Source organism: Ferrovibrio sp., assembly GCF_046297595.1.
Lineage (GTDB): Bacteria > Pseudomonadota > Alphaproteobacteria > Ferrovibrionales > Ferrovibrionaceae > Ferrovibrio.
The window spans coordinates 353,340-366,694 of record NZ_JBKBHT010000001.1; the positions used below are offsets into that span (position 1 = coordinate 353,340).

At 62.7% G+C, this 13,355-nt stretch carries 10 protein-coding genes; 9 read left to right on the forward strand and 1 reads right to left on the reverse strand.

The window, feature by feature from the left end; genetic code table 11:
• Positions 1-8: 8 nt before the first annotated feature.
• On the reverse strand, positions 9-2,663 hold the full coding sequence (locus tag ACK4FJ_RS01850) for an ABC transporter transmembrane domain-containing protein (protein ID WP_409763153.1): 2,655 nt from the start codon (positions 2,661-2,663) through the stop codon (positions 9-11).
• Between the two features lie 173 nt (positions 2,664-2,836).
• On the opposite strand from ACK4FJ_RS01850, the gene ACK4FJ_RS01855 reads away from it, so the two are divergent.
• The 9 genes from ACK4FJ_RS01855 to ACK4FJ_RS01895 are packed head-to-tail and all read left to right on the forward strand — an operon-like array spanning position 2,837 to position 13,340.
• Positions 2,837-4,060: a glycosyltransferase family protein gene (locus ACK4FJ_RS01855; protein ID WP_409763156.1), complete on the forward strand. Its 1,224-nt coding sequence runs from the start codon at positions 2,837-2,839 to the stop codon at positions 4,058-4,060.
• 29 nt (positions 4,061-4,089) lie between these two features.
• Positions 4,090-5,328 carry a glycosyltransferase family 4 protein gene (locus tag ACK4FJ_RS01860; RefSeq protein ID WP_409763159.1) on the forward strand — a complete coding sequence of 413 codons (1,239 nt, stop codon included), beginning with the start codon at positions 4,090-4,092 and terminating at the stop codon, positions 5,326-5,328.
• 14 nt (positions 5,329-5,342) lie between these two features.
• Entirely contained in the window at positions 5,343-6,482 is a 1,140-nt protein-coding gene (locus ACK4FJ_RS01865) for a glycosyltransferase family 4 protein (RefSeq protein WP_409763162.1), read from the forward strand.
• Positions 6,479-7,069: a histidine phosphatase family protein gene (locus tag ACK4FJ_RS01870; RefSeq protein ID WP_409763164.1), complete on the forward strand. Its 591-nt coding sequence runs from the start codon at positions 6,479-6,481 to the stop codon at positions 7,067-7,069. The genes ACK4FJ_RS01865 and ACK4FJ_RS01870 overlap by 4 nt, the downstream gene beginning before the upstream one ends.
• Positions 7,066-8,220, forward strand: coding sequence for a glycosyltransferase family protein (locus tag ACK4FJ_RS01875; protein ID WP_409763167.1), 1,155 nt, complete (start codon positions 7,066-7,068; stop codon positions 8,218-8,220). The genes ACK4FJ_RS01870 and ACK4FJ_RS01875 overlap by 4 nt, the downstream gene beginning before the upstream one ends.
• Positions 8,217-9,032: a polysaccharide deacetylase family protein gene (locus ACK4FJ_RS01880; protein ID WP_409763170.1), complete on the forward strand. Its 816-nt coding sequence runs from the start codon at positions 8,217-8,219 to the stop codon at positions 9,030-9,032. The genes ACK4FJ_RS01875 and ACK4FJ_RS01880 overlap by 4 nt, the downstream gene beginning before the upstream one ends.
• A complete protein-coding gene (locus ACK4FJ_RS01885; protein ID WP_409763173.1) occupies positions 9,029-9,535 on the forward strand; it encodes a hypothetical protein in 507 nt (168 codons plus the stop codon). Before ACK4FJ_RS01880 ends, ACK4FJ_RS01885 begins: the two co-directional genes overlap by 4 nt.
• Positions 9,532-11,439 (forward strand): dipeptide ABC transporter ATP-binding protein, encoded by a 1,908-nt coding sequence (locus tag ACK4FJ_RS01890; protein ID WP_409763176.1) that lies wholly within the window; start codon positions 9,532-9,534, stop codon positions 11,437-11,439. The genes ACK4FJ_RS01885 and ACK4FJ_RS01890 overlap by 4 nt, the downstream gene beginning before the upstream one ends.
• Entirely contained in the window at positions 11,436-13,340 is a 1,905-nt protein-coding gene (locus ACK4FJ_RS01895) for an ABC transporter substrate-binding protein (protein WP_409763179.1), read from the forward strand. The genes ACK4FJ_RS01890 and ACK4FJ_RS01895 overlap by 4 nt, the downstream gene beginning before the upstream one ends.
• Positions 13,341-13,355 lie beyond the last annotated feature (15 nt).

Below are 13,355 nucleotides of genomic sequence, written 5' to 3' on the forward strand. Positions count from 1 at the left end.
GACCGGCATCAGGCCGGAGCCAGCATTTGCTGGAAACGGCCATGCTTTTCGCAGAGTTCGGCATAAGGCCCGCATTGCGTCACACGGCCGTGCTCGACCACCACCACCAAATCGAACTGCTCGCAATCCGTTGCCCGCTGCAAGGACCAGATCAGTCCTGCATCCTTGCGTGCCTCGACCACCGCTTTCACGACCTGGGCATGGCTGCGGGGATCCAGCGTGGCGGTGGCTTCCGACAGCATCAGCCAGTCCGGCCGCTTGACCAAGGCGCGCGCGATGGCCAGCTTCTGCCGCTGCGCTGCCGTCAGGCGAGCGCCGGCGATGCCGACCTCGAACTGCAGGCCGACCTCGATGATCGGTTCACGTAACTGCATCTGCTCGACCACATCGGCGATCACACGGCCGATCTTTTCCTGCGCCTGCGCCTGACCATACGCGACGCGGCCGAACAGGATGTTGTCGACGATGCTGGATGAAACCGTGAACTGGTCGGGATTGAAGAAAGCGATGGCATCGCGACGCTCGGCCGGCAGGGTCTCAGCGAATATCCTGCGCGCCTTGAGGATCGCATTCCGCTCGGCTTCGTTGAAATGCCCCAGACGATGGCGGGCCAGCACCAGCTTGAAGGGCAACGACATCAGACGCACGCGATCCGCGTCTGCGACCTGATCCAGAGCATCCGGCTTGGTACGTTGCAGCAGGTCCTTGTAATCAGGCAGGTCGTCTGAAGAAATGAAGCTGAACTGCTGGAAGAATTCATGATCCGGCGGCAGATCGGCGAACAATTCGACCATGGTGCCGGCGACTTCATAACCGATCTGCAGGAAACGCTGGCCCAGCCCAACTGCATCCAGCACGCTCAGCACATGCGGATCGCGTGCCAGGTTATCCTCTTGGTACGTGGCATCACGCGCCGTGCCGAACATCAGGTTTTCGGCCACGGTGGCATTGCTGTTATAGCGATTCGCATCCCAGTTCTCGACCAGATCGGCCAACGCACCGCTGCTGAGTTTCTCGCGGAAGGTCATACGGGCAGCCAGCACGCGCTCAGCCACATCGGGTTTTTTCTGCGGATCGATCGTGCCGCGCATGCCGATCTGATAGACATCCTCGTCGAATGCAGCGGTACGCAAGGCGGCAATTGCCACTGCTGCGATATCGTCCGGACCTTGGGCGCCGGCCGCGGCATAATCGGTCCAGTCCGCGTCGGGATCATAAGGTGAGTTGCCGGAAGCGAGCGCTTCACCCAATTCACGCTCAAAGCGCGAGCGCTCGGCACCGGAAAGCTCGCGCGAAACCATCGGCCGGTGGCGCAGGCCAAGGAACAAATTGCTGCCCAGCGTGGTATTGAAGATGTAGCTGGAGGGGCCGACATAGGCGAGACGGCGGCCGGCGACAGTTTCGGGTATATCGGCCAGATTGCGGTCGTTGATGAGTATCTTGCCGCGGCCCGGTGCGATCATCCGCGCGAGAAGTTGCAGCATCTCGTCCCGGCCGTGGTCGCCTACAACGGCCACCCGCGACGGCCAGGGTAGGCTGAGCGTCAGGTTCTCCAGGACCGGCTGGTCCTGGTCATCGCTCAGAACCACACCGGATATGGCGACAGGCCCGGCAAGCGAAACCGGCTCGGCCGGCTCGATATTCTGATCGTCTTCGCCGCGCAGACCGTCAGGCTCGAATTGGCTGATTACCTGCTCGTATTTCTGCTTAACATCCTCACGGGTCTGATAATGATTCAGCAGCTCCTTCCAAGGCGCGCCCATTTCCTTGTGCGCATTCACCGCCGCGATCACCGTACCCACATCCATATGCCCCTGGATGGTGAGGTAGCCGCCGATCGCGTAGAAAAAGAACGGACCAAGCTGCTGAATGAAGTTATTCAGAAACTTGATCATGAACTTGCGCTGGAATATTTCCACGCGAATCCAGTAGCTGATGCTCAGGCGGCGCGTGAACTCCGCCAGCATGGGATGGGCCGCGTCATGGGTGTGCAGTTCAGGAATGCCGCTGATTGTCTCGCCGATGCGATCCGACAATCGGCGCTGGTTCTTGATGCGCTCGCGGCCCAGGGCACGCACCTTGGCCTGCATCCTCGGCACGAAATAGAACTGGATCGGATAGAGCGACACGGCCGCCACTGCCATCAGAGGATTCTGGATCACCAAAAAGGTGAAAATCACCAGCAGCATGCCACCCTGGAAGATCGGCAGCGCGAAACTCTCGCCGATGAAGCCGCCGATCGGCTCCACCTCGGCAATCACCATCGGGATGATTTCGCCCTGGCTGGTGCGCCGAAAGGTTGGCAGCGGAAAACGCAGGATGCGGGCGTAAAGTTCGTAACGCAGGCGCCGCAGCATGCGTTCGCCTGCCACACCCTGGAAATAGTTGATGGCGTATTTGAAGCATTGCTGGACGATCACGAGCCCCAGAAAGCCGACACAGAGCAGGAGCAGATAATGGGGATGATCGAGTTGCAGCAGGCCCAGCCCGAGGACATCGATCGGAAAGCTGACGCCTTTCCCTTCGATGCCCTGGTTGACGATCGTCTTGGGCATGCTGAGGTAGTAATAATACGGAAAGAACGAAACCACCGACAGGACGGTGATGATGACCTGCTGCTTCAGACTGTATTTAAGGATGAAACTGTAGAGATTCTTGTCCACGGAACTTTCTCCGAGCCCGGCCAGACCTTAACCGATCCCCGGCGGCCCGCCAATCGCCGAGACGGAACGGGAACGTGCTAAGAATCACTATCGGCTCAGGGCCTTGGCCTGCCCTGCGGGGCTATGCCATAGTCCCGGCATCACACAGCTCCCATCGGGGAGGGGAATCCGGCATGGTTTCGCGCAGCGACGGCACCCGTGTGCTGATCTACAGCCACGACACCTTCGGCCTCGGCCATCTGCGCCGATGCCGGACCATTGCCCATGCCCTGGTCGAGCGCCATAAGGATATGTCCGTGCTGATCCTGTCGGGCTCGCCGATCATCGGCAGCTTCGATTTTCGCAGCCGAGTCGATTTTGTCCGCATTCCAGGCGTGATCAAGCTGCGTGACGGGCAATACACCTCGTTGAACCTGCCGATGGATATCGAGGAGACCCTGAAAATCAGGGCCGAGATCATCCAGCATACGGCCAAGGTCTTCGATCCCGACATCTTCATCGTGGACAAGGAGCCGCTGGGCCTGCGCGGCGAAGCCCTGGAAACCATGAAGATGCTCAAGGCCGGCGGCACCCGACTCGTGCTCGGCCTGCGCGACGTGATGGATGAGCCCAGCGCCCTGGCCCCGGAATGGGAACGCAAAAACGTCATGCCGGCGCTGAAATCCCTGTTCGACCAGATCTGGGTCTATGGCCTGCCGCAATTCTGCGACCCGCTGGAAGGCATCGCCCTGCCCGAGCGGGTGCGTCGCAAAGTGGTCTATACCGGGTATCTCCCGCGCTTTTCGCCCGAGGCCTCGCCCGAGCATCAGTTGCCGGAAATCACCCAGCGGCCCTTCCTGCTGGTCACGCCGGGCGGCGGTGGCGATGGAGAAGGCCTGATCGAATGGGTCCTGCGCGCCTATGAAAGCAACGAAATGCTGCCCTATCCGGCGCTGATCGTGCTGGGGCCTTTCATGCAGCGCGAACGCCGCGCCGATTTCCTTGGCCGGGTGGCCAAGCTGCCCCGTGTGGAAGCCATCACCTTTGATGCCCATATGGAGCACTTGGTGCAGAATGCCGTCGGTGTCCTGGCGATGGGCGGCTACAACACCTTCTGCGAAATACTCACGCTCGATAAACGGGCCATCATCGTGCCCCGCAAGCGCCCACGTATGGAGCAGTTTATCCGCGCCAGCCGTGCGCAGCAGCTTGGGCTGGTGCGCATGCTGGAGGATGACGGCGTCTACGATCCCGCCGTGATGGCAAATGCCCTGCGCAACCTGCCCCGCCAGCCGCAGCCATCCGAGATTGTCATTCCGGGCCTGCTTGAAGGCCTCGACAATCTAGACCGCCTTGTACAGCCCTGGCTGCGGCCGACTTCGGCGCTTGCCTCGAACGTGGTCGGCCTGCGCGGCTGATCCGCGCGAGAGTCAGTTCTCCATAGTCTATGTCCGAGTCCCCGCCTCATTCGGTTGCCTTCATCCTGAAAGGCTATCCGCGCCTGTCCGAAACCTTCATCGCCCAGGAAATCGCCGCGCTGGAAGCGCGTGGACTGGACATATTGATCGTTTCCCTGCGCCATCCCACTGATACCAAGCGCCATGCCGTGCACGGCCTGATCAGGGCGCCGCTGCTTTATCTGCCGGAATATCTGTACCAGGAACCAATGCGGGTGCTGCGCGGCTGGTGGCAAAGCCGCCGGCTGCCCGGCTATCGCGCCGCACTGGCGCAATGGTGGCGCGATCTCAAACGCGACCGCACGCCGAACCGCATCCGCCGTTTTGGCCAGGCGATGGTCCTGGCTGCAGAGTTGCCCGAACGATACCGCCACCTGCATGCGCATTTCATCCACACGCCTGGCTCGGTGACGCGGTATGCTGCCATGATGCTGGGCCTGCCCTGGTCGGCATCGGCCCATGCGCGCGACATCTGGATCACGCCGGAATGGGAGAAGCGTGAGAAATTGCGCGACTGCTGCTGGGCCGTCACCTGCACGGCCCATAACGTGACGCATCTTTCGGCGCTCAGCGATCCGGCCAAGGTGTCGCTGGTTTATCACGGCATCGATTTTTCGCGTTTCCCTGAGCCGCCGGCATGGCGGCCGCCGCGCGATGGCCGCGATCCGGGTGACCCCGTGCGCCTGGTTTCAGTGGGCCGTGCGGTGGAGAAGAAGGGTTTCGACATCCTGCTGACCGCCCTGGCCCAGTTGCCGAGTGACCTGTACTGGCATTTTACCCATATCGGCGGCGGCCCGCTGCTGCCGACCCTGAAAGCGCAGGCCGAAAGACTGGGCATCGCCGGGCACATCACCTGGCTCGGCGCGCAGGCGCAGGACGATGTGATCGTCGCCTATCGCGAGGCCGATATCTTCGCGCTGGCCAGCCGGCGTGATCGCGACGGCGATATGGATGGCCTGCCGAACGTGCTGATGGAAGCGCAGAGCCAGGCCCTGCCCTGTGCTGCCAGCGCCATCTCGGCTATTCCAGAGCTGATTATCGACGGGGAAACCGGGTTGCTGGTGCCGCCTGACGATGCCGGCGCACTGACCGTGGCGCTCAATCACCTGATCGTCGACCCGGTCCTGCGCGCCAGGCTGGGCCAGGCCGGTGCTCAACGTGTCCGCCGCAGTTTCGGCATGACGGCCGGCATCGATGCCCTGGTCCGCCGCTTTGGCCTAGCCTCCTGAACCGAGGCGGCCCGATGCGGATCGGATTTTACGCCCCCCTCAAGCCGCCGGACCATGTGGCGCCGTCTGGCGACCGCCGCATGGCGCGACTGTTCATTCAGCTGTTGCGCAATCTTGGCCATCAGGTGGACATCCTGTCGACCCTGCGCAGCTATAACCGCGACGGCGATGCGGCACGGGAAACCGATACGGCCATGGCTGCCGCACGCGAGGTTGAACGCCTGGGTATGGCATGGCAGACCGATCCGGCAACGCGACCTGACCTGCTGTTCACCTATCATGTCTATCACAAGGCCGCCGATTACCTGGGGCCGGCGCTGAAGCAGCGCTTTCGCCTGCCCTATGTGATCGCCGAACCTTCAGTGGCGCCGAAACGCGAGCACGGCCCCTGGGCAGCCGGTTATGCCCAGGCCGCCCGCGCCATCCATGCCGCCGATGCCCTGCTGCCAATCACCGCTCTGGACGGGGTTTGTCTTTCCGCCTTTGCCGGCGCCGAGAAAGTGCACGCCTTTCCGCCTTTCCTCGACCCCCGGCCCTTCGCTGCCGCCGCGACTGAGCGTGAAAGGCATCGCGCCACGACTGCGCAACGCTACGGGCTGGCACCAGAGCGACCATGGCTGCTCGCCGTCGGCATGATGCGGGCCGGGGACAAGATGGCCTCGTTCCTGCGTCTGGCCGAGATGCTGGCCCTGACGATCGATACGGACTGGCATCTCCTGCTGGTAGGCGACGGGCCGGAACGCGCCGCGGTCGAACAGGCCTTTTCCTTCGCCGCTGATCGCGTTCATTTTGCCGGCCAGCTGGAAGGTGGCGAATTGCCTGGGCTTTATGCGGCTTGCGATCTGTATGTCTGGCCTGCCATCAACGAGGCCTATGGCATGGCCCTGCTCGAAGCGCAGGCCGCCGGTCTGCCGGTATTGTCGGTCGATACACGCGGTGTGCCCGACATTGTGCGCCATGGCGAAACCGGCTGGCTGACGGCCGACGATAAACCCGCAACCCTGGCTGCTGCGTTGAGCAGCCTGCTGGGCGATGCCGCCCGACGCCATAGCATGGCCGAATCTGCGATCCAGCATGTCGGGACGCATCTTTCGATGGCGGCGGCGCAGCGGCGGCTGCAGGGTATTTTTGCCGGGCTGGGGTTGCCGGCATGATTCGCTTTGCCCTGCTGCGCCATGGCGCGACCGAATGGAACGCAGCTGGCCGGCTGCAGGGCCGCAGGGATATCCCGCTATCTGCCGCAGGCCTGGAACAATTCGCCGACCGCAGTCTGCCGCAGACTTACGGCACACGCGTCTGGTATTGCAGCCCGCTGCAACGCGCCCGCCAGACGGCATCAGCGCTGGGGCTACGGCCCGTTATCGAACCGGCCCTGATCGAGATGGACTGGGGTGATTATGAAGGCCACACCATTGCGGAATTGCAGGCCATGCACGGCCCGGCTTTTGCGGCGAATGAAGACCGCGGCCTCGATCTGCAGCCGCCCGGCGGCGAAAGCCCACGCCAGATTCAGGCCCGCCTGCTGCCCTGGCTGAAAAACCTGGCCGCCACCGGGCAGGATGCCGGCGCGGTGACCCATAAAGGCGTCATCCGGGCCATACTCGCGCTGGCCTTCGACTGGCCGATGCTGGGCAAGCCGCCGGTGAAACTGGATTGGCGCTGCCTGCAGGAATTTCGTATCACTGGTGCCGGTCGGCCCGAATTGCTGGCGGCCAATATTCCGCTGGAGCCGAAGACATGACCGCGTCGCGCGTGATGATCTATGTGCAGCATCTGCTGGGGGTCGGGCACCTGCATCGCGTGGCGGCAATTGCGCGGGCCTTCGCACGCCATGGTTGGGATACCCTGCTGGTCTCTGGCGGCATGCCCGATCCGACCCTTCATGGCTTGGAGGGCGTGCGGTTTGAACAACTGCCGCCGGCACGCGCCCAAGATGCCAGTTTCCGTATCCTGCTGGATGAATCCGGTACGCCGATCACTGACGAATGGCGCGCCATGCGCATCCAGAAACTGCAGGGTATCTTCGACCGCTTCGCTCCCGATGCGCTGCTGACCGAACTCTTCCCCTTCGGTCGCCGGCCGATGCGGTTCGAATTGCTGCCGCTTCTGGCCCACGCCAAGGCCCTGCCGAAGCGGCCCGCCGTGTTCTGTTCAGTGCGCGACATCCTGGTCGACCGCACCAAGCCCGAACGCGACCTCGACAGTATCGCATGGTTGCAGGATTATTACGACGCCGCACTGATCCATGGCGATCCGGCCTTCGTGCCGTTTGAGAAGACCTTCCCGCTGGCCGAGCGCATCGCCGACCGGCTGCATTACACCGGTTATATCGTCGAACGCCATACCATACCGCAGACCAATGCCGGCAAGGGCGAAGTCCTGGTCTCTGCCGGTGGCGGCGCAGTGGGCATGCCCTTATTCCATGCTGCGCTGGCCGCACGTCCGCTCTCCAAGGCATTTGACAAGCCCTGGCGGATACTGGTCAGCTCGCATGAAAAACCCGAAGCGGTGGACGATCTGCGCCGCATGGCGGGTGATGGCGTCATCATCGAAACCGTGCGACCCGATTTCTCCGGCATGTTGCGCCATTGCCTGCTATCGATCAGCAAGGCTGGCTACAATACGGTGATGGAAACCCTGGCCAGCGGCGCGCGCTCTGTGGTGGTGCCCTTTGCGGGCGGCGAGGAAACCGAGCAGGCTTTGCGCGCCAACCTGCTGGCAGAGCGCGGCCTGTTGCAGGTGTTGCGCGAAAGCGACCTCGATCCTGTCAGACTGGCACAGGCCATCGGCCTGGCCCTCACCGCCCCCCGCCCGACAGGCCCCGGCATCCGCCTGGATGGCGCCGATGAAACCGTCCGGCTGGTGCACGGCTTCGTAGGCCGGCGAACGTGACGAACCATCCCGCAGCCTGGGCCGAACTGACGGCGGAACTCGATCTGTGGGCCGCGGAAAACAGGCAGGCCCATTTCTGGTGGCGTGACGACGATGCGACAAAACCAAATTCAGCCCTCGACCGGCTGCTGGAGTTGCAAACCATCACGGGCGCACCCCTGGCTCTGGCCGTTATCCCGGCCCAGGCCGAGGCCGGCCTGACCGAGCGCCTGGTCGGTCTATCTGGCGTTGCTGCATTGCAGCATGGCTATATCCACCATAATCATGCATCGGCCGGTGAGAAGAAATCCGAATTTCCGGCCAGCCGGCCGCTGCGGGCACGACTGACCGATATCCGGCAGGGACAGGAAATCCTGGCTGCAAAGTTTGCCGCCCCGGCCCGCCAGCCGGTCTTTGTGCCACCCTGGAACCGCATGGCGCCCGATATGCTGCCCGGCCTGGCTGAACTGGGCTTCCAAGCGGTCTCGGCCTTCAAACCACGTCAAACTTACTGGGCCGCGCCAGGCCTTGCCTGGCTGAATACCCAGCTCGACCCCATCGACTGGCACGGCAATGACAACCCGGCGGCCACGGCGGCCTGCCTCCAGGCGGCTACTGGCCTGCTGCGCGCCATGCGCGGGGGCATAGTCCTGTTGCAACCTGTGGGCTTCCTGACCCACCACCTGCGCCACGATACCGTCCTGTGGAGCTTTGTGGCAGAGTTCATTGCCGCCATCGCGGCCCATCCGGCCGGCCGGTGGCTGGATACCACGGCGGCCCTGGCCATCGGCCGCCCGGCAGAAATCCCGCCCGCTGTAACGCGGACGTCATGACCCGGCTGTATTACCCCCTCTCCCGGCTCTGGCCGGACTACCTGCGGGCCGGCATCGGGTTCGCCATCTGCCTGGGACTGCTGTTGTTTGCCGAGCCTCAATCTGTCATTTTTGTACTATTGGTCGGATTGAGTTTGCTGCTGGCCTGGCTTGGCGCCGTCACCGCATGGCGCCAACAGATCGAGATCACGCTCGACGCGTCTGGGGCAGCACGATCCGACCGATGGGGTTTGGGGCGGCAGTTGGTCATGCCGTGGTCGGATCTTCGCAAAGTGACCCTGCGGTATTTTTCCACCCGCCGGGATCGCAGCGAGGGCTGGCTGCAGCTGACGATCGAAGGGGAAAACGGAATCTTGCGCGCTGACAGCGATCTGATCGGATTTCCGATCCTGGTCGAGCAGGCCGTCGCCGCCGCCACTGCGCGCGGCGTAGTCCTGAGCGAAGCAACGCGCCTGAATGCTGCGCGGCTGCCGGCCATTGCCCCAAAGGATGCGCGGCGATGACCAATGCCATGACCGGAAACGTGCTCGAGGTCAGGGATCTGCAGGTTCATTTCGACCTGCCCGAAGGTCTGGTCAAGGCTGTGGATGGCATCAGCTTCCAGATTCCGCAAGGCAGTACCGTTGCGCTGGTAGGCGAGTCCGGTTCGGGCAAATCGGTGGTCAGCCAGGCCATCATGGGCATCCTGCCACGCCTGGCCCGCATCGCCGGCGGCCAGATTCTGTACCGCGACCCGCAGAATGCGGAACAGGCAGCCATCGACATCGCCACCTTGCCGCAGGGTTCGCCGCAGATGCGGCAACTGCAGGGCGGGCGTATCTCGATCATTTTCCAGGAGCCGATGACGTCTCTCAGTCCGCTCCATACCATCGGCAACCAGATCACCGAATCCCTGCACCTGCATCGCAAGGTCAGTGACGCCGAAGGCAACGAACTGGCCACCGAGATGTTACGCCTGGTCGGTTTTCCCGATCCGCAGCGCGCCATGCGTACTTATGCCTTCGAATTGTCGGGCGGCCTGCGGCAACGCGCGATGATCGCCATGGCCCTGGTCTGCCGCCCTGCCCTGCTGATCGCCGACGAACCGACCACGGCGCTGGACGTTACCATCCAGGCACAGATCCTGAAGCTGTTGAAGGATCTGCAATCCGAACTCGGCATGGCGATCCTGATGATCACCCATGATCTGGGTGTGGTGGCCAACATGGCAGACGAGATCGTGGTGATGTATCACGGCAAGGTCATGGAGCGCGGCGGCCTGCACGACATATTCGGCGCCCCCCGGCACCCATACCTGCAGGCCCTGCTGAAAGCCGTGCCGCGTTTCGACATGAAGCCCGGCGAACGATTGATGCCGATCCGCGAGATCAAAGGCGAGATTGGCGCCCTGCTGCGCAGCGGCCGCAGCCACCAGCCCGACATCGCCGCCGGTACGCCATTGCTGGAAGTCGAACATGTCAGCAAGTCCTTCACCCTGCGCAAAGGCGGCCTGTTCGGCGGCGGCAAGATCAGCAACGTTCTGGCCGTGGACGATACCAGCTTCAACGTGCTGCGCGGCGAATGCCTTGGCCTGGTGGGCGAGTCCGGCTGCGGCAAAACCACGGCCAGTAAGCTGATCATGCGGGCGATGACGCCCGATAGCGGCAACATCCGCTTTCACGATGGCGACAGGCTGGTGGATGTGCACAGCCTGGAAGACGATGCCCTGTTCAACTACCGGCGCAAGGTGCAGTTCATTTTCCAGGACCCCTTCTCCTCGCTCAACCCACGCATGACGGTGTTCGATATCGTCTCCGAACCTCTGGTGATTCACCAGATCGGCGACGAGGACGAACGTTTCGAACGGGTCAAGGAACTGATGACGCTGGTCGGCCTCGATCCGCGTTTCCTGCGCCGCTATCCGCATTCTTTCTCGGGCGGACAGCGCCAGCGTATCGGCATCGCCCGTGCTCTGGCTCTGCAACCCGACTTGCTGATCTGCGACGAGCCGGTCTCGGCGCTCGACGTCTCGATCCAGGCGCAGATCCTTAATCTGCTGAAAGACCTGAAATCCGAACTCGGCCTGACCTATCTGTTCATCTCCCACAATTTGGCCGTGGTCGATTACATTGCCGACCGCATCGCCGTGATGTGCGCCGGCCGCCTGGTGGAGATCGCGCCGCGCGAGCAGCTTTTCTCCAATCCGGTGCACCCCTACACCAAGGCCCTGCTGGCAGCGGTGCCCAAGCCGGATCCATCCAGTCGGCTCGACCTCCACTTGCTGATGGAAGGCAAGGCCTCCAATCCCCAGGACTGGCCGCAGCCTTTCACCATCGACGGCCGGGCCAGGCCACACATGATCGAGATTGAACGCGGCCACCTTGTGCGCGCTGCCGATACCGCAGATTTCCGGGACCTCGTCGCATGAAGACCGTTTTCCGCCTCGCCTTCCTGGCTGCCGCCCTGGCCGCATCGCTGAACCCGGTCCGCGCCCAGACACCGGACCTGCAGGAAACGCCGATGTTCGCTGCCGATGTTGCGGCCGCCAAGCTGCCGCCGGTCGGCGAGCGGGTTCCGGCCGCGCCACTGATCGTCGAGTTCCAATCCCCACGGGAAGCCGGCCAGCCGGGAGGCGATCTGCGCACTCTGATCGGCCGGGCGCGCGACGTGCGCCTGCTGAACGTAATCGGCTATACGCGATTGGCAGTGTATGATGAGAAATTCCGCTTCGTGCCCGATCTGGCCGAGAAAATCGAGATCGAGGACGAACGCATCTTCACCTTCCGCCTGCGCAAGGGCCATCGCTGGTCGGATGGCCACCCCTTCACTGCGGAGGATTTCCGCTATTACTGGGAAGACGTCGCCAACAACAAGGAACTGAACCCGGCCGGCCCGCAGGCCAGCCTGCTGGTCGATGGCGAAAAACCCAAGGTGGAATTCCTGGACGAGACCACGATCCGTTATAGCTGGTCGAAACGCAACCCGGGCTTCATGCCGCGCATCGCCGGCACATCGGCTTTTTATATCTATCGTCCGGCGCATTACCTGAAACAGTTCCATACCAAATATGCCGATCCGCAGAAGCTGGCGGCACTGGTAACGGCCGAAAAGCGGCCCAACTGGGCAGCGTTGCATAACCGCATGGACAACATGATGGAGAGCGACAATCCGGACCTGCCCGGTCTGGATGCCTGGATCATGACCACGCGACCGCCCGCGATCCGCTTCGTGGCAACGCGCAATCCTTATTTCCACCGCATCGACGCCAATGGCCGGCAGTTGCCTTATATCGACCGCATCCTGTTCAGCCAAGCCGATGCCAAACTGATCCCGGCCAAGGCCGGAGCCGGTGAGGCTGACCTACAGTTCCGCAACATCACCTTCAACAACTTCACCTTCCTGAAGGAGAACGAGAAACGGGCGGGCTACAAGACCCTGCTCTGGCGTACGGCCAAGGGCTCGCATTTCACGCTCTATCCGAACCTGAATGCCAATGATCCGGTCTGGCGGGCGCTGCTGCGCGATGCACGATTCCGGCATGCCCTGTCGCTGGCGATCGACCGCCAGGCCATCAATGAGTCGCTATATTTTGGTCTGGCCATCGAATCCAACAACACCGTTCTGCCCGACAGCCCGCTGTTCAAGCCGGAATACCAGTCGACCAATGCCACCCTCGATGTGGCAACGGCGAACCGGCTGCTGGATAAAATCGGTCTGACCAAGCGCGACGGCAACGGTATCCGCCTGATGGCCAATGGCCGCCCGCTGGAGATTGTGGTGGAGACCGCCGGCGAGGATACCGAACAGACCGACGTGCTGGAGCTGATCGGCGAGAACTGGGCCAAGATCGGCGTCAAGCTGTTTGCCAAACCGAGCCAGCGCGATGTGGTGCGCAACCGGATATTCTCGGGCGAAGCTATCATGTCGGTCTGGAGCGGCCTGGAAAACGGCCTGCCCACTCCTGGCACAAATCCGCACGAACTCGCCCCCACTTCGCAATACGGCCTGCAATGGCCAAAATGGGGCCAGTGGCATGAAACTCGTGGGCAGTCCGGCGAACCGATCGACATGCCGGCGGCACGGGAGCTGTATGATCTTTACGAGGCCTGGATGGCTACGGGCGACGATGCCCAGCGCGAACGCATATGGCATCGCATGCTGACCATCCATGCGGAGCAGACCTTCAGCATCGGCGTGATCAGCGGCGTCTTCCAGCCGATCATCGCCAACAAGAAACTGGTCAACATCCCCAAGGAGGGTGTGTTCAACTGGGATCCCGGTGCCTTCGTCGGCCTGTACCGCACTGAAACCTTCTGGCTGCGGCCATAAGCGAAGATCAGATCG